This is a genomic window from Stenotrophomonas sp. KH_029 (assembly GCF_057839765.1).
Genome location: NZ_CM174498.1, coordinates 3,082,871 through 3,102,766 on the forward strand (window position 1 = coordinate 3,082,871; position 19,896 = coordinate 3,102,766).

Annotated in this window: 12 protein-coding genes and 1 riboswitch; of the genes, 5 read left to right on the forward strand and 7 right to left on the reverse strand. The window is 68.1% G+C overall.

Going from position 1 to position 19,896, the window contains the following annotated elements:
• Positions 1-187 precede the first annotated feature (187 nt).
• Together AC3ITM_RS13965 and AC3ITM_RS13970 are read right to left on the reverse strand one after the other, a co-directional pair.
• A complete protein-coding gene (locus tag AC3ITM_RS13965) occupies positions 188-580 on the reverse strand; it encodes a hypothetical protein (protein ID WP_489265792.1) in 393 nt (130 codons plus the stop codon).
• A 133-nt stretch (positions 581-713) separates the two neighbouring features.
• The gene (locus AC3ITM_RS13970) at positions 714-1,937 is read right to left on the reverse strand and encodes a multidrug effflux MFS transporter (protein WP_489265794.1); all 1,224 of its coding nucleotides are present in this window, start codon (positions 1,935-1,937) and stop codon (positions 714-716) included.
• Positions 1,938-2,216: 279 nt separating this feature from the next.
• A riboswitch (glycine riboswitch) is annotated at positions 2,217-2,318 on the forward strand.
• Between the two features lie 85 nt (positions 2,319-2,403).
• Here AC3ITM_RS13970 and gcvP point away from each other — a divergent pair.
• Complete coding sequence (gene gcvP, locus AC3ITM_RS13975) at positions 2,404-5,298, forward strand: aminomethyl-transferring glycine dehydrogenase (RefSeq protein WP_489265796.1); 2,895 nt, start codon at positions 2,404-2,406, stop codon at positions 5,296-5,298.
• 150 nt (positions 5,299-5,448) lie between these two features.
• Entirely contained in the window at positions 5,449-5,970 is a 522-nt protein-coding gene (locus AC3ITM_RS13980; RefSeq protein ID WP_489265797.1) for a DUF1993 domain-containing protein, read from the forward strand.
• 42 nt (positions 5,971-6,012) lie between these two features.
• On the opposite strand, the gene AC3ITM_RS13985 is transcribed toward AC3ITM_RS13980, so the two are convergent.
• Together AC3ITM_RS13985 and AC3ITM_RS13990 are read right to left on the reverse strand one after the other, a co-directional pair.
• Positions 6,013-7,395: an amino acid permease gene (locus AC3ITM_RS13985; RefSeq protein WP_489265799.1), complete on the reverse strand. Its 1,383-nt coding sequence runs from the start codon at positions 7,393-7,395 to the stop codon at positions 6,013-6,015.
• A gap of 81 nt (positions 7,396-7,476) precedes the next feature.
• Positions 7,477-8,187: an AraC family transcriptional regulator gene (locus AC3ITM_RS13990; RefSeq protein WP_228884219.1), complete on the reverse strand. Its 711-nt coding sequence runs from the start codon at positions 8,185-8,187 to the stop codon at positions 7,477-7,479.
• Between the two features lie 174 nt (positions 8,188-8,361).
• Between AC3ITM_RS13990 and AC3ITM_RS13995 the strand changes: the two genes are divergently transcribed.
• The 3 genes from AC3ITM_RS13995 to AC3ITM_RS14005 all read left to right on the forward strand — a co-directional run bounded on the left by AC3ITM_RS13995 (position 8,362) and on the right by AC3ITM_RS14005 (position 16,383).
• Positions 8,362-10,452 carry a catalase gene (locus tag AC3ITM_RS13995; protein WP_489265801.1) on the forward strand — a complete coding sequence of 697 codons (2,091 nt, stop codon included), beginning with the start codon at positions 8,362-8,364 and terminating at the stop codon, positions 10,450-10,452.
• A 33-nt stretch (positions 10,453-10,485) separates the two neighbouring features.
• Positions 10,486-10,911: a hypothetical protein gene (locus tag AC3ITM_RS14000; RefSeq protein WP_489265802.1), complete on the forward strand. Its 426-nt coding sequence runs from the start codon at positions 10,486-10,488 to the stop codon at positions 10,909-10,911.
• A 462-nt stretch (positions 10,912-11,373) separates the two neighbouring features.
• A complete protein-coding gene (locus AC3ITM_RS14005; RefSeq protein ID WP_489265804.1) occupies positions 11,374-16,383 on the forward strand; it encodes an autotransporter domain-containing protein in 5,010 nt (1,669 codons plus the stop codon).
• Positions 16,384-16,567: 184 nt separating this feature from the next.
• Here AC3ITM_RS14005 and AC3ITM_RS14010 read toward each other — a convergent pair whose 3' ends face one another.
• The 3 genes from AC3ITM_RS14010 to AC3ITM_RS14020 form a co-directional block, all read right to left on the reverse strand.
• Complete coding sequence (locus tag AC3ITM_RS14010; protein WP_489265806.1) at positions 16,568-18,694, reverse strand: methyl-accepting chemotaxis protein; 2,127 nt, start codon at positions 18,692-18,694, stop codon at positions 16,568-16,570.
• Positions 18,695-18,899: 205 nt separating this feature from the next.
• Positions 18,900-19,313, reverse strand: a complete 414-nt coding sequence (locus AC3ITM_RS14015; RefSeq protein ID WP_489265808.1) for a hypothetical protein — start codon at positions 19,311-19,313, stop codon at positions 18,900-18,902.
• The gene (locus AC3ITM_RS14020) at positions 19,276-19,875 is read right to left on the reverse strand and encodes a transcriptional regulator (protein ID WP_489265810.1); all 600 of its coding nucleotides are present in this window, start codon (positions 19,873-19,875) and stop codon (positions 19,276-19,278) included. The genes AC3ITM_RS14015 and AC3ITM_RS14020 overlap by 38 nt, the downstream gene beginning before the upstream one ends.
• Positions 19,876-19,896 lie beyond the last annotated feature (21 nt).

Below are 19,896 nucleotides of genomic sequence, written 5' to 3' on the forward strand. Positions count from 1 at the left end.
GGATGGGTTCACGGCGTGTCCCGTCAACCCACCCGCGCCAGCCCAATCAGCGCATACGTCGGTCATTGCCGTTGATCTGAGGCTTTAGTGCGCAGCTGACTTCCCGGAAATCGGCGAAGAACCTTTTTCGTTGGTTCTTTCATGCACCGCGGTGGCGGAACGAGCAGCGTCCGACCACGGGTCGGACCTACGCCTGCGCTTTGGGCTTCAACGCGGCCGCGAACTCCAGCTTGAACTGTTCGAAATCCTTGCCATCGGCCTTGGCCTCGGCATGCGCGGCGTCCTTCAATGCATCCGAATACACCAGCCGCACCGGCGTGCCCTGGCGTTCGTGCAGTTCGGCGGCCTGCATGATCAGTGCCAGCACCCGCGCCGCGCTGGGGGTCTGGCCGGCGATGCGCCCATCCATGCCCAGCACCCACTCACCATCGCGGCGCACGATCCCGGCCAGCAGCGTGCGCTGCTGGTCGCGCAGCTCGGCATGCGGTTCCACCGGCGTGGCGGCGGCCTGCTCGCGGTTGGCGGCCTGGGTTTCGCGGCGCCGGCGGATGTCGCGGCGCAGTTTGGAGGTGGTCGACATGCGGGGATTTCCGGACTGCATCAAAGCGTAAAGGATACCGCACGGGCGTTTCCGGGCCGGTGCACGGCCAGCCCGCCCCGGCCTGCCAACGGACAACCAACGGCCCAGACCCGTCGGCCGGCCGCAGCAGCGGTCATTGGCCCGGGGCGAGCCTCTCGCGGCGGCGCTCGCGGTGGCGTTCCCAATACCAGAGACTGGCGCCGAGGGCGAAGAAGCCGGCGTAGCCCAGCGCCAGGTGCACCGGGCTGGCGCTGAGCAGCGGCGAGACCACCCCGGCCACCAGCGTGCTGGTCATCAGCTGGATGAACATCTGCATCGACGAAGCCAGCCCGCGCTGGTGCGGATACATGTCCAGCACCGCCAGCGCCAGGATCGGGAAGATCAGTGCGATGCCCACGCCGCCAAGGAAGATCGGCAGCACCGCCCACGGCAGTTCGATCTGCGGCACCGACAGCACATAGCCCAGGTTGAGCAGGGCCGACACCGCGCACAGCCCGAAACCGATCGCGGCCTGCCGCGGCGCCACCACCCGCCCGGCCATTCGCCCGGACAGGAACGAGCCCATGGTCATGCCGCCGATGGTGGGGATGAACAACCAGGCGAAATCGCCCTCACCCAGCTTGAGGTGCTGCATCACGAACACCGGCGCCGAGGAGATGTACAGGAAGATCCCGGAGAAACTGAGCGCACCGGCCGCAGCCAGGCGCAGCAGACGCGGGTTGGAGCCCATGCGCAGGTAGCTGCGCAGCAGCTCGCGCATCGACAACGGCGTGCGTGCTTCCAGCGGATGGGTTTCGGGCAACCACTTGCCGGTAGCCAGCAGCAGCACCAGCCCGAACAACACCAGGAACCAGAAGATCAACGGCCAGTCGCCGCCGCCGAGCAGGATCCAGCCGCCGATGATCGGCGCGATCGCCGGGGCGACACCGAAAATCATCGAGACCTGGCTCATCAGGCGCTGCGCATCGGCACCGTGGTAGAGATCGCGGATCACCGCGCGGCCGACGATCATGCCGACGCCGGCGGTCATGCCCTGCAGCGCGCGGAACACCAGCAGCGTGGCCATGTCGGTCGACAGCGCGCAGCCGACCGAGGCGCCGATGAACAGCACCAGCCCGCCGATGATCACCCGCTTGCGGCCGAACGCATCGGACAGCGGGCCATGCGCCAGGCCCATCAGTCCGTAGAACAGCAGGTACACGCTGATGGTCTGCTGCACCGCGACCTGGTCCACCTGCATGCGTTGCCCCAGCAGCAGGAAGGCCGGGAAAATGGTGTCGATCGAGAACGGGCCGAACATCGCCAGTCCTGCGAGCAGCAGGGCCAGGCGGCGGGTCGAGGGCGAGGCGGGCGTCATGCGGTCTTCCGTCAGGGCCATGCGCGAATGCACGGCGGGCGCCAGCCCGGAACGGGCGGCGCCAGATGAATACGAGGATCCGATGATGATAGGGCTTTGCCCGGCCCGGCACCATGCCTGCGACGGCGTATCCGGCCCCGCCTGCCCACCCATTCATGTCCTGGCAGGCCGTAGCCGGGCGGGCCGCTGGGCTATAATCGCCGGGCTACACGGTGGGAGAAGCGGTCACCCGCTGCCGAAGGCGCAACGCCCGTAATCGCTCAGGCCCGATACCACCTGCATCAAAACTCTGGAGAGACCGGCCACTGCCGGCGCCGAAGGGGCACGAAGCACGCAGATGCGCGCTTTTAAACTCTCAGGCAAAAGGACAGAGGGGCACCCAGGAAGACCGCAAGGTCCGCTGGCTCGCGCGTCCGCGATCCGCCGGCCCTGCTGGGCTTCCGAACGTGCGTGCCCACTCTTCGAGATGCCAGCCATGTCCCCGAATACCTCCGCCCAGCGTGCCGCTTCCCTGAGCGAGCTTGAACACAGCCACGCGTTCGTCGAACGCCACATCGGCCCCAACGACGCCGAAATCGCGCAGATGCTGGGCGTGGTCGGCCACGCCTCGCTGGACGCGCTGACCGATGCGATCGTCCCGGCCGGGATCAAGTCGCCGGCACCGCTGGCCCTGCCCGAGTCGCTGACCGAAGTGCAGGCACTGGCCAAGATCCGCGCCATCGCCGACAAGAACCAGGTGTTCCGCACCTTCATCGGCCAGGGCTACTACGGCACCCTCACCCCGAACGTGATCCTGCGCAACGTGCTGGAAAACCCGGCCTGGTACACCGCCTACACCCCCTACCAGGCCGAGATCTCGCAGGGCCGCATGGAAGCGCTGATCAACTTCCAGACCCTGTGCGCCGACCTGACCGGCATGGAGATCGCCAATGCCTCGCTGCTGGATGAAGCCACCGCCGCCGCTGAAGCGATGACGCTGGCCAAGCGCTCGGCCAAGTCGAAGTCCGACACCTTCTTCGTGCACGACGCGGTGCACCCGCAGACCCTGGAACTGCTGCGTACCCGCGCAGAACCGCTGGGCATCGTGCTGCGCGTGGGTACCCCGGCCGAAGCACTGGAGGCCGACTGCTACGGCGTGCTGCTGCAGTACCCGGACACCTTCGGCCACGTCGGCGACCACAAGGCGCTGGCCGATGCGGTGCATGCGCGCGGCGGCCTGGTCGCGGTGGCCACCGACCTGCTCGCGCTGACCCTGATCGCCGCACCGGGCGAATGGGGCGCGGACATCGTGGTGGGCAACTCGCAGCGTTTCGGCGTGCCGTTCGGTTTCGGTGGCCCGCACGCCGCCTTCATGGCCTGCCGCGATGCCTACAAGCGTTCGATGCCGGGCCGTCTGATCGGCGTGTCGGTCGATGCCCAGGGCAATGCCGCCTACCGCCTGACCCTGCAGACCCGCGAGCAGCATATCCGCCGCGAGAAGGCCACCTCCAACATCTGCACCGCGCAGGTGCTGCTGGCCGTGATGGCCTCGATGTACGCGGTATACCACGGCCCGGACGGCCTGACCCGGATCGCCCGCCGCACCCACCGCCTGGCCGCGATCCTGGCCGCGGCGCTGCGCAACGCCGGCATCAACGTCGGCGCGCAGTTCTTCGACACCCTGCACGTCAAGGACATCGACGCCCAGGCGATCCACGCCAAGGCGGCCGCGGCGCGCATCAACCTGCGCGCGATCGACAGCGAAGCGGTCGGCATCAGCCTGGATGAGACCACCACCCGTGAGGACATCGTCGCGCTGGGCCGCCTGTTCGGCGCCAGCGTTGACGTGGACGCCCTGGACGCGGCCACCGCCGATGCGTTGCCGGCCGGCCTGGTCCGCACCAGTGCGTTCCTGACCCACCCGGTGTTCAACACCCACCACAGCGAACACGAGCTGCTGCGCTACCTGCGTTCGCTGGCGGACAAGGACCTGGCCATGGATCGCACCATGATCCCGCTGGGCAGCTGCACCATGAAGCTCAACGCCACCGCCGAGATGATCCCGGTGACCTGGCCGGAGTTCGCCAACATCCACCCGCTGGCCCCGGCCGACCAGGCCACCGGCTACAAGGAACTGATCGACGGGCTGGAAGCGATGCTGGTGGAATGCACCGGCTACGACGCGGTCAGCCTGCAGCCCAATTCCGGCGCGCAGGGCGAGTACGCCGGCCTGCTGGCGATCCGCGCCTACCACCGCTCGCGCGGTGAAGACCATCGCGATGTCTGCCTGATCCCCGATTCGGCGCACGGCACCAACCCGGCCTCGGCGCAGATGTGCGGCATGAAGGTGGTGGTGACCAAGACCGATGCCAACGGCAACGTCGACCTGGAAGACATCCGCGTCAACGCCGAGAAGTACAGCGACCGCCTGGCCGCACTGATGATCACCTACCCGTCCACGCATGGCGTGTTCGAGGAAGAGGTGGTGGAAATCTGCGAGATCGTGCACAAGCACGGCGGCCAGGTGTATACCGACGGCGCCAACATGAACGCTCTGGTCGGCGTGGCCAAGCCCGGCAAGTGGGGCTCGGACGTGTCGCACCTGAACCTGCACAAGACCTTCTGCATCCCGCACGGCGGCGGCGGCCCGGGCGTCGGCCCGTGCGCGGTCAAGGCGCACCTCGCGCCGTTCCTGCCCAAGGTGCTGGGTGGGCAAGGCGATGTCGGCATGGTCAGCGCGGCCAGCTTCGGCAGCGCCTCGATCCTGCCGATCAGCTGGATGTACATCACCCTGATGGGCACCGCCGGCCTGCGCAAGGCGACCCAGGTAGCCCTGCTCAACGCCAACTACATCGCCAAGCGCCTGGCCCCGCACTTCAAGACCCTGTACACCGGCCGCAACGGGCTGGTCGCACACGAGTGCATCCTGGACGTGCGCCCGCTGGAGAAGACCTCCGGCATCGGCGCCGAAGACGTGGCCAAGCGCCTGATCGACTTCGGCTTCCACGCCCCGACCCTGAGCTTCCCGGTCGCCGGCACGCTGATGGTGGAACCGACCGAAAGCGAATCCCTGCACGAGCTGGATCGCTTCATCAACGCGATGATCCAGATCCGCGAGGAAATCGCCGCGATCGAAGACGGGCGACTGGACCGCGAGGACAATCCGCTCAAGCACGCCCCGCACACCGCCACGGCGGTGTCGGCCAGCGAGTGGTCGCATGCCTACCCGCGCGAGCTGGCGGCCTTCCCGCTGGCCAGCCTGCGCCAGCAGAAGTACTGGCCGCCGGTGGCGCGCGTGGACAACGTCTACGGCGACAAGAACGTGATGTGCGCCTGCATCCCGGTCGATGCGTACAAGGAAGACGAGGGCGTGGAGGTCTAGGCCTCCAGCGCGCTGAAGCAATCGGACGGCCCGCGCAAGCGGGCCGTTTTCGTAGCGCCTGGTGCTACCCGGTGCTGGCCGATATCGATCATCATGCGACGCCCACGGCCAACACCCGGCCCTGTCCCCTCCCACGTACAAGGAAGCATCATGTCGATCCATCAGATGAACATCCGCGGTTTCGCGCAGATGCTTGGCGCACTCCGCGGCCAGCTGGACAAGGCCGACGCGCACGCGCTGGCTGTGGGCTATGACCCACGCAACCTGCTCTCGGCGCGGTTGGCGCCGGACATGCACCCATTGGCCAAGCAGCTGCAGTTCGCCTGCACACAGGCGCACGAAGCGGTATGCCGGCTCAGCGGACGGCCGCTGCCGTCACTGCAGGCACCCGACGACCTCGACCAGGCGCGTGCGCTGATCGACCAGACCCTGGACCAGCTGGCGTCTGCAGACGCGGCGGTCATCGATGCCGGCGCCTCGCGCGATGTGGCGATCGAACTGGCCGGCGACCTTGCCTTCGACATGAAGGGCAGCGAGTACGCCGCATACTGGGCCACGCCGCAGTTCTATTTCCACCTGATCACCGCCTATAGCATCCTGCGCCACAATGGCGTGCCGCTGGGGAAGGCGGACTACGTACCCCACATGTTCGCCTGGGTGCGACAGAACTAGGGATGCTGGTGCCGTAGGCCCTGCCCTGCCCGGCTCTACCGGTCAATCTGCTTGGCGGTTGGCGCGCATGCGGCGTGCGATTTCGCTGCTGAGCGCGATCACCGCCGTCAGCACCGCCATCGACAGGAACTGCGTGCGGGTCTGTGTCTCGGACAGCAGCAGACCGAAGATCAGCGCCAGCACGCCCAGGCCCAGCAGGGTCAGGTACGGATAGCCGGCCATCCGGAACGGCAGGCGGGTGCCGTCGCGGTTGGCCCGATGGCGCAGGATCAACTGCGACAGCAGCGAAATCGTCCACACCAGCAGACAGGTCGAGCCGACGATATTGAGCAGCACCGGCAACACCTTCTCCGGGAACACCAGCTCCATCACCGTGGCGGCAAAACCGAACAGCACGCTGGCCAGCACCGCGATGATCGGCACCTGGCGCGGATCGGTCCAGCCCAGCACCGCCGGCGCTTCATCGCGCTGGGCCAGCGAATACATCATCCGCGAGGCGCCATACAGGTTGGCATTGAGCGCCGACAGCAGCGCGATCACCGCGATCAGCGTGATCGCCGTGGCCGCGCCGGGGATATTGGCCACCTGCAGCACTGCGGCGAACGGCGACTTCAGCGCCTCGCTGGTCCACGGCACCACCGCGATGATCACGCTCAGCGAACCGATGTAGAACACCAGGATGCGCCAGGCCACCGTGCGGATCGCCCGCGCGATGCTGCGCTCGGGATCTTCGGTTTCGGCCGCCGCCACCGCCACGATCTCGGTGCCGCCAAAGGCGAACACCACCACCAGCAGCGCCGCCCCGACCCCGGCCAGCCCCTTGGGCGCAAAGCCGCCATGCTCGGTGAAGTTGCGCAGGCCCGGCGAGGCCACGTCGGGCAACCAGCCCATCAGCAGCGCCACGCCGATCAGGATGAAGCCGACGATCGCCACCACCTTGAGGATGGCGAACCAGAACTCGAACTCGCCGAAGTTCTTCACGCCCAGCAGGTTGATCGCGGTGAAGAACAGCATGAAGGCCAGCGCCGCCATCGGTACCGGCACCGCCGGCCACACCGTGGCCAGCAGCCCGGCCGCACCGACCGCTTCGGCGGCGATCACGATCACCAGCTGCACCCACCACAACCAACCTACCGTGGCCCCCGCGGTGGCGCCCATGGCATCGGCGGCATACACCGAGAACGCGCCACTGGTCGGCTTGGCCGCGGCCATTTCGCCCAGCGCGTTCATCACGATGATCACCAGCGCGCCGGCCACCAGGTAGGACAGCAGCACCGCCGGGCCGGCAGCGTGCACGCCCACCCCCGAGCCCAGGAACAGGCCGGCGCCGATCGCGCTGCCCAGACCCATCATGATCAGCTGGCGGGGCTTGAGGGCATGGCCCAGGCGGGCAGCGGCTGGCGTCGGAGTCTGGGATGCGGGCATCGGAATCGCTTGGCGGGCAACAGGTGCGACACGATACCTGTTCGGCCGGCCCGCGGCATAGGCCACCCGCGCCGGCCCGGCTCAGGGGCCGGCGCGCTCGCCGATCTGGGCCCGGTAGCCGCGCGGGGACACCCCGACCTCGGCCTTGAACTTGCGGGTGAACGCGCTCTGGTCGGTGAAACCGCAGGCCTGGCCGATGCTGGCGATGCTGTCCGGGCCATGCAGCAGGTGTACCGCCATCTGGATGCGCAGGCGGGTGAGCACCTGCTGCGGGGTCATCTGGAACACCCGGCGGAAGGTGCGCTCCAGCTTGGACAGCGAAAACCCGGTGATGTCCAGCAGGGTCTGCATGCGCACGTTCTCGGCGTAATGCGCATTCAGATGCGCCAGCGCCAGCCGCAGCTGCTCGTACTGGGCGCCCAGGCTGTCCTTCTGGCCCAGGTCGCGCGAGATCCCGATCAGGCCGGCGACCTGGCCATCGACCAGCAACGGCCGCTTGCAGGTCAGGCACCAGCCCGGTTCGCGGTTGGCGAACAGGTGCAGCTCCATCAGGTTCTCGATCACCCGCCCGGCCAGCACCTGCTCGTCCTGCGAGGCGTAGTCGGCGCCCAGTCCGGTGGGGTAGATCTCCGCCGCGGTGCGCCCGATCACCTCCTTGCGCGACTTCAGCCCAAGCCGGCGCAGCATGGTCTGGTTGATATGCGTGTAGCGGCCCTGGCAGTCCTTCATGAAGAACAGCACGTCCGGGATCGCATCAAACAGGGCTTCGATGTCGGCAGGTTCAACGCGCATGCGGCGGCGGGCGAGCAGTGGAGACCTGGCAAGGATACCGCCCCGCCGCCGCCCGGCGGCCGGGCACGGCATGTGAAGCGCGGGTGGATGCCCGGGCAGGTTTTCCGACCGGCGATTAACGCCGCCCCTGCCAGGGTGGGCGGTATCGCCTCACCACCAGCCCGGAGTCGCCCCATGGCCACCAGCAAGCCCCGCAAACGCCCGTCCGCCCCCGCCGACCGCCACGGCCAGGGCCAGGGCGATGAGCTGCACCAGCAGGCCGGCGGCCGCCATCCGGTACTGACCACCAACCAGGGCATTGCGGTTGCCGACAACCAGAATTCGCTGCGCGCCACGCCGCGCGGGCCAACCCTGCTGGAAGATTTCATCCTGCGCGAGAAGATCACCCATTTCGACCACGAGCGCATTCCCGAGCGCATCGTGCATGCCCGCGGCAGCGCTGCCCACGGCTACTTCGAACTGACCCGTTCGCTGCAGGATTACACCCGTGCGCGGGTGCTTACCGAGGTGGGCGTGCGCACCCCCGTGTTCACCCGGTTCTCCACCGTGGCCGGCGGCGCCGGATCGGTGGACACCCCGCGCGATGTGCGCGGCTTCGCGGTCAAGTTCTACACCCGTGAAGGCAACTGGGACCTGGTCGGCAACAACATCCCGGTGTTCTTCATCCAGGACGCGATCAAGTTCCCCGACCTGATCCACGCGGTGAAGATGGAACCGGACCGCGCCTTCCCGCAGGCGGCCAGCGCGCACGACACGTTCTGGGACTTCGTGTCGTTGATGCCCGAGTCGATGCACATGATCATGTGGGCGATGAGCGACCGCGCCATTCCGCGTTCGCTGCGCATGATCGAAGGCTTCGGCATCCACAGCTTCCGCCTGCTCGATGAGGACGGCCAATCGACCTTCGTCAAGTTCCACTGGCGCCCCACGCTGGGCATCCAGTCCACCGTCTGGGACGAAGCGGTGAAGCTGCAGGGCGCCGACAACGATTTCCACCGCCGCGACCTGTTCGAGGCGATCAGTGCCGGCGATTTCCCCGAATGGGAACTGGCCGTGCAACTGTTCACCGAGGAACAGGCCGAGGCGTTTCCCTTCGACCACCTGGACCCGACCAAGATCATCCCCGAGTCACTGGTACCGCTGACCGTGATCGGACGGATGGTGCTGGACCGCTGGCCGGACAATTTCTTCGCCGAAACCGAGCAGGTGGCCTACTGCCCGGCCAACGTGCCGCCCGGCATCGACTTCAGCAACGACCCGCTGCTGCAGGGGCGGCTGTTCTCGTATCTGGACACCCAGCTCAGCCGCCTGGGCGGGCCCAATTTCCACCAGATCCCGGTCAATGCGCCCAAGTGCCCGTTCGCCAACCACCAGCGCGACGGCCACATGCAGATGGGCGTGCCCAAGGGCCGGGTGGCCTACGACCCCAGCTCGCTGCAGGACGACAGCCCGCGCGAGGCCGTGGACGGCTTCCCCAGTCACGCCACAGCACCCGACGATGGGCGCAAGGGCCGCGTGCGCGCGGCGAGCTTTGCCGACCACTACAGCCAGGCGCGGATGTTCTTCCGCAGCCTGGAGGCGCCGGAGCAGGCGCACCTGGCCTCGGCGCTGGTGTTTGAACTGTCCAAGGTGGAAACGGCCAAGGTGCGCGAGCGCACCGTCAGCCACCTGCGCAACATCGACGAATCGCTGGCCCAGCGCGTTGCCGCCGGGCTGGCCATGCCCGCCCTGCCCCCACCCGCACCGACCGCCACCCCGGCGCAGGCGTTGCCCGCCGCGCCGGAGGTGCGCGTGATCGGCCGCGGCAGGAACCTGCTCAAGGGCCGCTGCATCGGCATCCTGTTCGACGAAGGTTCCGATGCAGGTCGGATCGACCGCCTGCGCAAGGCCGCCGGCAAGGCCGGGGCCACGGTGAAACTGGTCGCCCCCAAGCTCGGTGGCGGCACGCTGAGCGACGGCACCCTGCTGGCCGCCGACGGGCAACTGGCGGGCACGCCGTCGGTGCTGTTCGACGCGGTCGCCGTGGTGCTGGGCAACGAGGCCGGCAAACGCCTGTTGAAGGACACCGCGGCCGTGGACTTCGTGGCCCAGGCGTGGGCGCACCTGAAGGCCATCGCCGCCGACGATGGCGCGCAGGCGCTGCTCAAGGCGGCCCGGGTGGGCAGCGATGCCGGCGTGGTGGATGCCGATGCTGCCAAGGACTTCCTCGCCGCCGCCGCTACCCGCCAATGGGCGCGCGAACCCAAGGTGCGCACGCTGGCCTGATCCCCGTCCCTCCGTACAGACAGGAGAGCCCCCATGCCCCGTGGTGACAAGTCCCGCTATACCGACAAGCAGAAGCGCCAGGCCGAGCACATCGAGGAAAGCGAGAAGGAACAGGGCCGCAGTGACGCGGCGGCCGAACGGATCGCCTGGGCCACCGTGAACAAGCAGGACGGTGGCGGCAGGAAGCGTGGCGCGGCGAAGAAAACGACGAAGAAGGCTGCAGCAAAAAAGGCCACGAAGAAAGCCGCGACGAAGAAGGCGACCAAGAAAACCGCCGCCAGGAAAACCGCGAAAGAGGCAGCGAAGAAAGCGCCGGCCCGGAAAGCGGCAAAGAAGGCGACGAAAAAAGCGACGAAAAAGACCGCTGCCAAAAAAGCCACGAAGAAGGCCACCCAAAAGGCGGCAAAGAAGACCGCCCGGAAACCGGCCAAAAAGGCATCATCCAGACAATCGGGCTGAACTTGATGCCACAACGGCGCCCCGCAGTGCTGCGCTGCGGCACGTTCGGCCACAACCGGTCCGCCCAATGCCTGGCGCTGCGGCCCGACGCGGGAACCGCGCCAGGCATGGTTACAGCCTCTGAGAGCGGGCGCCGGCAGGCAACTGGCACGGCGCTTGCATCAACATGCCTGCGGCGATCCGACCGGCCGCGCCGCCGCCGCCGCGCCGCATGATTGATTGGCAAGCGGCATAAACCCGATAGAATCCGGCCATCGCGACCCGCCAGCGGCGGATCGCAGGGGAGATACCCGTGCCTGGGCACGGTCGGGGCGGCACCGTTGGGCGCACACCAGGCACCGGCCTTCCGGTCGGTGCCTGCACAGACGTAAGACACAGACGTAAACAGGAAACCGATGTCGGCGGTGCGCGCGTGCGCACGGTCTGCCCGGTGTCACTCGTGGATGGATTCAGGGGGATCGCATGTCCGCATCATCATTTGCCCGTCCGCTGCTGCGGGCGATGGCCTGCCTGCTGCTCGTTTCCACCTGGTCGGTGCAGGCCGCGCAGGTGAAGTTCACCTCCGGCAGCTGGCCCGGCGGCGTCGTGCTGAGTGGCCAGGGCGGCTCACAGCCGCTGCCGGGCCTGACCCTGCAGTTGATGAACAGCGACGTCGACGGCAGCACGCCGGTCGGCCTCATCGCCTATCGGGACGACGCCACCTTCTTCGGTACCGGCGATCCGACCTTCGGTGCGCTCACCCACGACCAGGACATCAACGGACGCCTGGCGATGGTGATCAAATCGGCCAGCGGCCGGCCGTTCTCGCTCAAGTCCTTCGTGTACATCAATTGGGGCGAGGCCGACAACGGCACGTACCAGGCACGCGGGTACCGCAGTGGCAGCCCCGTGGCCGGCGCCACCCGCTCGTTCACCCAACCGATTTATCCGCCGGTACCGGTGACGCTGCCGGCGGCCTTCGACAACGTGGACGAAGTGCGGGTGCTGATGACCTCCCCCGGCGTCAATGCCAACCAGCACACCTGGCATTCGATCAACGACCTGCAGGTGGAGGTGCCCAACAGCGCCCCGACCAACATCACCCTGTCGGCCAGCACGGTCAACCAGAGCGCCGGCGCCAATGCCACCGTGGGCACATTGACCAGCACCGATCCGGACATCGGCAGCACCTTCAGCTATGCACTGGTCGCCGGTGCCGGCGACACCAACAACGCCAGCTTCAATCTCAGCGGCAACAGCCTGCGTGCCAGCAATCCCGCAGCATTGGCAGCGGGCACCTACTCGGTCCGGGTGCGCAGCACCGATGAAAACAGCGCCGTTTTCGAGAAGGCCTTCAGCATCACCGTCACCGACGACCTCGCTCCCAGCGTCAGCAGCATCACGCTGAGCGGTTCGCCGGCGGCGACCGCCACCAGCGTGACCTACCTGGTGACCTTCAGTGAGCCGGTGGTCAACGCCTCGACCGCCGACTTCAGCCTGACCACCACCGGCTCGGCGGCCGGCACGATCAGCGCCATCAGCGGTGCGGGCAGCAGTGTGCTCAGCGCCACCGTGGATGGGATCAGCGGCAACGGAACCCTGCGGCTGGACCTCAATGCCGCATCGGGCATCAGCGACAGCGTGGGCAACGGCAACGTCGCCGCCTACAGCAGCGGCGCGGCGCACACCGTGGCCGTGCCGACCGCGCCTGGCGCGCCGACCATCGGCGTCCCCACCGCCGGCGATGGCGAAGTCTCGGTAGCGTTCACGGCACCGGCCAGCAATGGCGGCTCGGCGATCACCAGCTACACGGTGACGTCCTCCCCGGGCGCACTGACCGCTACCGGCGCCGGCTCCCCGCTGGTGGTCAGCGGCCTGACCAACGGCACCGCCTATACCTTCACCGTCACCGCCACCAACATGATCGGTACCGGCGCGGCCTCGACGCCATCGGCGTCGGCCACGCCCAAGGCGGCCCAGGCCATCACCTTCGTCAATCCCGGTACACAGACCTTCGGCACTGCGCCGACGCTGACCGCCACCAGCAGCGCCGGCCTGCCGGTAACGTTCACCTCCGCCACCAGCGGGGTCTGCACGGTCACCAGCGGCGGTACGCTGACCCTGGTCACGGCCGGGTCCTGCACCATCCAGGCCGACCAGGCCGGCGATATCGCGCACTCGGCGGCTCCCCAGGAAGCCCGGACGTTCACGGTGATGGCGATCGCGCCCGACGCGCCCACCATCGGCACGGCCACCGCCGGCGATACCCAGGCGACGGTGACCTTCACCGCGCCGGCCAGCAACGGCGGTACGAACATCACCACCTACACGACCACCGCCAGCCCGGGTGGCGCGACCGGCACGGGGACTTCCTCGCCGCTGACCGTGACCGGCCTCAACAACGGTACCGCCTATACCTTCACCGTGACCGCCACCAACGCGATCGGCACCGGTGCGGCATCGGCAGCCTCCAACGCGATCATTCCGGCCGCCGCGCAGACCATCACCTTCGGCAATCCCGGCGTGCAGAACTTCGGCACCACGCCGACGTTGAGCGCGACCGCCGATTCCGGGCTGCAGGTAGCATTCACCTCCAGCACCACCGGGGTGTGCACGATCACCAGCGGCGGCCTGCTGTCCTTCATCTCCATCGGCAGCTGCACCATCAATGCCGACCAGGCCGGCGACAACAGCTTCCTGGCCGCCCCGACCGTGTCACGGACCTTCACCGTCAATGCCGTGGTCCCGGGCGCGCCGGTGATCGGGATCGCCCGGCCCTCGGGCACCGGCGAGATCGAGGTGGCGTTCACTGCACCGTCCTTCACCGGCGGCGCGGCGATCAGCAGCTACACCGTGACCGCCAACCCCGGTGGCGTGCACGTCAACGGCACCGGCAGCCCACTGCGGGTGTCCGGCCTGACCGTGGGCCAGGCGTACACCTTCACCGTGACCGCCACCAGCAGCGCCGGTACCGGCCCGGCATCGGCGGCCTCCAACAGCGTGCTTGCCGCCGATGCGATCGTGGCCTTGCCCTCCAGTGCTTCGGTCGCCTATGGCATCACCTCGCCGATTCCGCTGAGCATCGGTGGCGCCGCCAGCAGCGTCAGCGTCACCACCGCCGCTTCGCATGGCACGGTCGTGGCCAATGGACTGACCATTACCTACACCCCCACTACCGGCTACGCCGGTGCGGACAGCTTCGCCTTTACCGCCAGCGACGGCACCATGACCTCGGCGCCGGCCACGGTCAGCATCACCGTGGGTGCGCCGACGATCGCCGTAACGCCAGCCGGCCTTCCCGGCGGCACCGCCGGCAGCGCCTATCCGCACACCCTGTCGGCCACCGGCGGCGCGGCACCGTACACCTACGTGGTGGTCGGCGTGCTGCCCAGCGGTATCACCCTGTCCAGCGGCGGCGTGTTCAGCGGCACGCCCACGGTGGAGGGCAACTACAGCTTCAGCGTGCGCGCCACCGACAGCAGTACCGGCGACGGCCCGTTCACCGGCATCGCCAACTACACGCTGGCCGTGGCCGCCCCGCAGATCGCCTTCGCCCTGACCAGCCTGCCGCAGGCGTTCACGGCCAGCGGCTACAACCAGCGCCTGCAGGTCACCGGTGGCGCGGCGCCCTACACCTTCGCCATCAGCGGCGGCGCGCTGCCGACCGGCCTGGGCCTGGCCAGCGACGGCCTGCTGTCGGGCACGGCAACGGCGGCCGGCAGCTACGCCTTCGACGTCACCGCGACCGACGCCAACAACTTCACCGCCACCCAGTCCTACACGCTGGTGGTGATCGAAGCGGTGCAGCAGATCAGCGCATTCGTCGCCAACCCGGGCGCGCCGACCTACAGCGTGGACGGCCGCTTCGCGGTTTCGGCCAGCGGCGGTGCGTCCGGTAATGCAGTGGTGTTTGCCAGCACCACCCCGGCAGTGTGCCGGGTGGAAGGCAGCAGCGTGGTCATGCTGTCGGCCGGGCGCTGCAGCCTGACCGCCAACCAGGCCGGCAACGCGCAGTACCAGGCCGCCGCCCAGGCCGTGCTGGAGGTGGACATCACCGCCGCGGTGCCGGTGCTGCAGTGGCCGCAGGAACTGCAGAAACTGTATGGCGAAGCGGCGTTCGACCTGGTCGAGCCGGTCAGCCCCAGCCGCGGTGGTTTCAGTTACAGCAGCAACGCACCGGGCGTGGCCAGCGTGCAGGGCCGCACCGTCACCCTGCACGGCCAGGGCGTGGCCATCATCACCGTCACCCAGGCCGCCGCCGGAGGCTTCAGTACCGGCACCGCCCAGCTGCGCCTGAGCGTCACCCAGCGTCCGGACCCGACCCGCGACCCGGGCGTGGTCGCCGGCGTGCAGGCCCAGGTGGATGCCAGCGTGCGCTTTGCCAGTGCGCAGCAGTCCAATATCCGCGATCGCCTGCGCCAGGTGCGCAGCGGCGACAACGGCTCCAGCAACCAGTTGGCGCTGGGCTATGCCGGCGGCCGCGATCGTCCCAGCCTGGCGCTGCCGCTGGCACCGCTGCAGCAGGCGCCATGGCCGTCGTTGCCGACTGGCTGGGGCCTGTGGGCCTCGGGCAGCGCCAGCTTCGGTGATGGCGACCGCCGCAGCAGCTACGCCTTCCATACCGACGGCATCACCCTGGGCCTGGACCACGCAATCGGCCAGAACCTGCTGTTCGGCGTGGCCGCCAGCCTGGCCCGCAACGACAGCGCGATGGACGGCAGCGACTCGCGCGTGGAAGGCCGGCAGCACTCGCTGGCCGCCTATGGCCTGTGGCGTGCCGGTGAGCACCTGTTCGTCGACGGCGTGCTCGCCGGCGGCGCGCTGGACTTCGATACCCGCCGCTGGAGCAATGACGTCGATGCCTTCGGGCACGGCAGCCGCGATGGCGACCAGTGGTTCGGTTCGCTGGCCTTCGGCTACGAGCACCGCAATGCCGGCATGACCCTCACCGGCTATGGCCGCGTGGAAGCCAGCCGCACCACGCTGGATGCGTACCGCGAAACCGGGCTGGACCTGTACGACCTCCACTACCGTCGTCAGGTGGTCCGCAACAGCGCGGTGGCATTGGGCCTGGAGGGCGCCTATCTGCCCGGCGACGGCGAAAGCCGGATCCGGCCGTTCTGGAGCATCGAATACCGCCAGGCAATCGAAGACAAGGGCCAGGCCTACCTCAACTACGTGGTCGGCCCACGCGCGCAGGACTACCGCCTGGACCTGCAGAGCTACAACGACAACGCGCTGTCGATCGCCGCCGGCATGGACGTACGCCTGCAGCGTGGCTGGTTGCTGTCGCTGCTGCTGGGCCACGAGCAGACCCGTGGCAGCAGCCGCGCCAGCAGCGTGGGCTTGCGGGTGAGCTATGGCGCTGCGGGGAGCACTGCAGGAGCGGCGGCGATCGACAGCGGCGGCGCGGCACCGGCCGATGCGGCGGCAGGCAACGGACAACGCTGCAACCCGCGCCGTTGCCCACCGCACGCCAACGCCGCCCGGTAAACCGGCCCGTGGTGATCGAGCATGGCCCGGACCTGCCCGGTTGACGAACGCGACGGGCAGGTCCGGCCCATGGCCGGATGGGTTCCACAAAAAGGGCGCACGCGGCCGACGTCGCGCACGCCCTGGATGTCACCCCGCGCCGCCGGCAATGCCGGCGGCGCGGGCGCGGCCCTTCCAGCGATACTCAGGCCGCGCGTTGCACCGCCATGCGCGGCGCACTGCCCTGCTCCAGCTTGAACACGGCCACCGATTCGGTCAGCGCATGCGCCTGCTGTTCCAGCGAACGGCTGGCTGCGGTGGCTTCTTCGACCAGGGCCGCGTTCTGCTGGGTCACCTGGTCCATCTGTACCACGACCTGGTTGACCTGCTCGATGCCGGCAGCCTGTTCCTTGGTGGCCGCCGCAATGTCGCTCATCAGCTGGTTGGTACGCGAACTGGCCTGGGTCAGGCGCGCGATCGCCGCTTCGGACTCGACGGTGACGCTCAATCCGGTCTTGACCTTCTCGCTGGATTCGTCGATCAGGTCCTTGATCTCCTTGGCGGCGGTGCCGGCGCGCTGGGCCAGGGTGCGTACTTCGCTGGCGACCACGGCAAAACCGCGGCCGTTCTCGCCAGCACGCGCCGCTTCCACGGCGGCATTCAAGGCCAGGATGTTGGTCTGGAAGGCGATGCCGTCGATCACCGAGGAGATCTCGGAGATGCGTGCCGAGGACTGATTGATCTCGCTCATCACCCGGGCCATCTGCGCGATCGCCTGCTCGGTGGCACGCACCGCCGCGCCGGCCGCATGCGCTTCATGGTCGGCCTGGTTGGCCAGTTCGGCGTTCTGGCGCACGGTGGAGGTCAGCTCTTCCATCGAGGCGGCGGCCTCCTCCAGGTTGGCGGCCTGCTGTTCGGTGCGGCGCGACAGATCGTTGTGGCCGGCCGCCAGTTCCTGCGCGGCGTCGTTGATGCTGCCGGCCGCGCCCTGGATCTGCTGCACGATGCCGGTCAGCTGCGCAGTGGTGACGTTGGCGTCGTCGCGCATCTGCGCGAACACGCCTTCGTAGTGGCCGGCCATGCGCGAGGTCAGGTCGCCGGTGGAAATGGCGCGCAGCACCTGCGACAGATCGGCGATGCTGGACTGCGAGCTGGCCATCATGCCGTTGAGGTGGGCGACCATGGCGCGGAACTGGAACTGGAACGCGGCCTCCTCGCCACGCACCGAGAAGTCACCAGCGCGCGCGGCGCTGGCCAGCGTATCGATCTGCTGGTTGATCGCCATCAGGCTGGCCTTGACCGTGGCCATGGTGCGGGTCAGCAGCGCCTTTTCGCCGGGGTAGCTGTCCAGGTCCCTGCGCAGGTCGCCGATGGCATAGTCCTGCATCACCTCGACCATGTGCGACTGCACGGCCACGTGCGAGCCGACCAGTTCATTGGTCGCACGCAGCATGCGCCCGTAGTCGCCCGGCAGCGCGGCCGCATCCATCCGGTAGCTGATCGCGCCCGCTTCGTGCTGCTGGGCCATCTGCAGCTGGGCGGTGATCGCCGCCTGCACGTTCTGGCGCACGCTGCCCATCGCATCGCCCAACCGGGTCAACTCATCGCGGCCGCCCAGGCGGAAATCCTGGTCCAGCTCGCCACGGGCCATGCGATCGGCCAGGCCCACCGCGCGCGCCAGCGGGCCGGTCAGGCTGCGCCCGATCAGGATCGAAGCGGCGATGCCGACCAGCAGCGCGATCCCGCCCAGCACCAGCAGCTGCAGCAGGGTGCGCTCGCCCAGTACGATCGCCTCGGCGGCCGCCTGCCGGCTTTCCTTCTCTTCATAGGCCACGCCGTCGGCGAGCGCCTTGTTCCAGCCGTTGGCCGCTTCCTGCACCGGGCCCAGGGTCAGGGCGACCGCCGCGGGAAAATCGCCCTGCTGCATCAGGTCGCTGGTCTGCTTGTTCAACGGCCGCGCAGCGGCGCGCCGGGCGGCGATCGCCGCACCGATCTGCTTGCCTTCGGCATCGCCGGGCAGCGCCTGGTAGGCGCTCCAGCTGGCCTCGTAGCGCTTGACCAGGGCGGCGATGCGAGCCTCGTCGGCCTCACGTTCCCGGCCCTGGCGGATCAGCATTTCGCGGCGCACCACCATCATCTGGTTGTTGGCATCGAGCATCTCCGAGAGCAGCCGCACCTTGGCCACGCCCACCTCGACCACCTCCTGCATCGCCCGCTTCTGCACCGCGCTGCCGGTGGCGCCGGTGGCGACCACGGCGGCGACCAGCAGCAACAACAGGCCAAAGCCCATACCTAGACGCCAGACGACTCTGACATTCCTCAAGAAATCCATGGTTGCATCCAAAACGTGGGGGGTGCCGGGGTATCGGCCCACGCCGCTGTGTTCTTGACCACACTGCCTTAACCGATCTAAGGGCGGTTCACCTTGGCGTACGCCTACTTGCAGCCCCGCTGCGCTCTGCGCCGTCCGCTTCCCCTGTTTGGTCCAGGCGTGATGGAGATGGCCTTGCTCCCGGTTGGCACGCCGCCCGGTGCCGTCATCCGTCCAGCCCCAACTTCAGGCGCACCCGGTCACAGGCGACGATCAGATCCAGCACCAGTCGTTCGCCAACATCCAGTTGGCCTTCGTACTCTGAGATATTGCGCTGCTGATGGCACTTGTCCAGCACACGCCATACCTCCGGGCCCAAACCGAGGGTGCGCGGCAGCACCTGGAAGACGATGTAGCGCTGCGCCGGACGAAAGCCGCAACGCCGCAGCGCACTCAAGCAGAGCGCATGGGCGGCGTTGTAGGCCAGGTCGAACCGGCTTTCCAGCGAAAGTGATGCATTGCGCGCATCGCGCAACCGGGCCAGGCCTGATCGCTGCAGTCCCTCGACCTCCCGCAGATCGGGGGGTTCGACACTGAGGGGTCTACCCGGCCCGGCCAGGTTGTGCAGCGCTGAGATCATCGTGTCCTCCGATGACCCAGATCTTGGATTGCTCGAGTACGCGCATCAAGAAGGAATTTTGATCGTGAATCCGCGAAGTGAATTCAGCAGTTGAATAGAGGGTCGGATTGATCGGGCGCCCCAGCCGTACCTGCGCACCGTCCAACGCCTGCATCACATCTGCGTAACCAAGCGTATCGGACAGGATCATCAAATCGATATCGCTGCGCGCCGTATCGCTGCGCTTGGCAACCGAGCCGTAGACGAACGCTGCCGTGATCTGATCCTGCACCGGCAGCAGTGCCTCGCGCAGTGGGCCGGCCAGACCGACCGTCTTCTGCACGATCGCCACCAGTTCATCGTAGATCGGCGCCCCGGCGTTGGCCTGGTAGCGCTTCTGGTTGCCCGACGGCCTGACGCTGACCAGTCCGGCGGCCACCAGTTTGGCCAACTCGCGCTGTACCGCGCCGGATCCGGCACCGATGGATGCAATCAATTCCGCGACCCCGAATTCGCGATGTGGCTGCCCGAACAATGCGCCCAGCACGCGCTGCTGGGTCTGGGTGAACAGCGCATCGGCCAAGCCAGGGGATCGGTTGGACGG

Excerpts from the sequence above, each read along its gene's own strand:
- AC3ITM_RS13965 (WP_489265792.1), bottom strand. The coding sequence starts at position 580 with ATGTCGACCACCTCCAAACTGCGCCGCGACATCCGCCGGCGCCGCGAA.
- AC3ITM_RS13970 (WP_489265794.1), bottom strand. The coding sequence starts at position 1,937 with ATGACGCCCGCCTCGCCCTCGACCCGCCGCCTGGCCCTGCTGCTCGCA.
- gcvP (WP_489265796.1), top strand. The coding sequence starts at position 2,404 with ATGCCAGCCATGTCCCCGAATACCTCCGCCCAGCGTGCCGCTTCCCTG.
- AC3ITM_RS13980 (WP_489265797.1), top strand. The coding sequence starts at position 5,449 with ATGTCGATCCATCAGATGAACATCCGCGGTTTCGCGCAGATGCTTGGC.
- AC3ITM_RS13985 (WP_489265799.1), bottom strand. The coding sequence starts at position 7,395 with ATGCCCGCATCCCAGACTCCGACGCCAGCCGCTGCCCGCCTGGGCCAT.
- AC3ITM_RS13990 (WP_228884219.1), bottom strand. The coding sequence starts at position 8,187 with ATGCGCGTTGAACCTGCCGACATCGAAGCCCTGTTTGATGCGATCCCG.
- AC3ITM_RS13995 (WP_489265801.1), top strand. The coding sequence starts at position 8,362 with ATGGCCACCAGCAAGCCCCGCAAACGCCCGTCCGCCCCCGCCGACCGC.
- AC3ITM_RS14000 (WP_489265802.1), top strand. The coding sequence starts at position 10,486 with ATGCCCCGTGGTGACAAGTCCCGCTATACCGACAAGCAGAAGCGCCAG.
- AC3ITM_RS14005 (WP_489265804.1), top strand. The coding sequence starts at position 11,374 with ATGTCCGCATCATCATTTGCCCGTCCGCTGCTGCGGGCGATGGCCTGC.
- AC3ITM_RS14010 (WP_489265806.1), bottom strand. The coding sequence starts at position 18,694 with ATGGATTTCTTGAGGAATGTCAGAGTCGTCTGGCGTCTAGGTATGGGC.
- AC3ITM_RS14015 (WP_489265808.1), bottom strand. The coding sequence starts at position 19,313 with ATGATCTCAGCGCTGCACAACCTGGCCGGGCCGGGTAGACCCCTCAGT.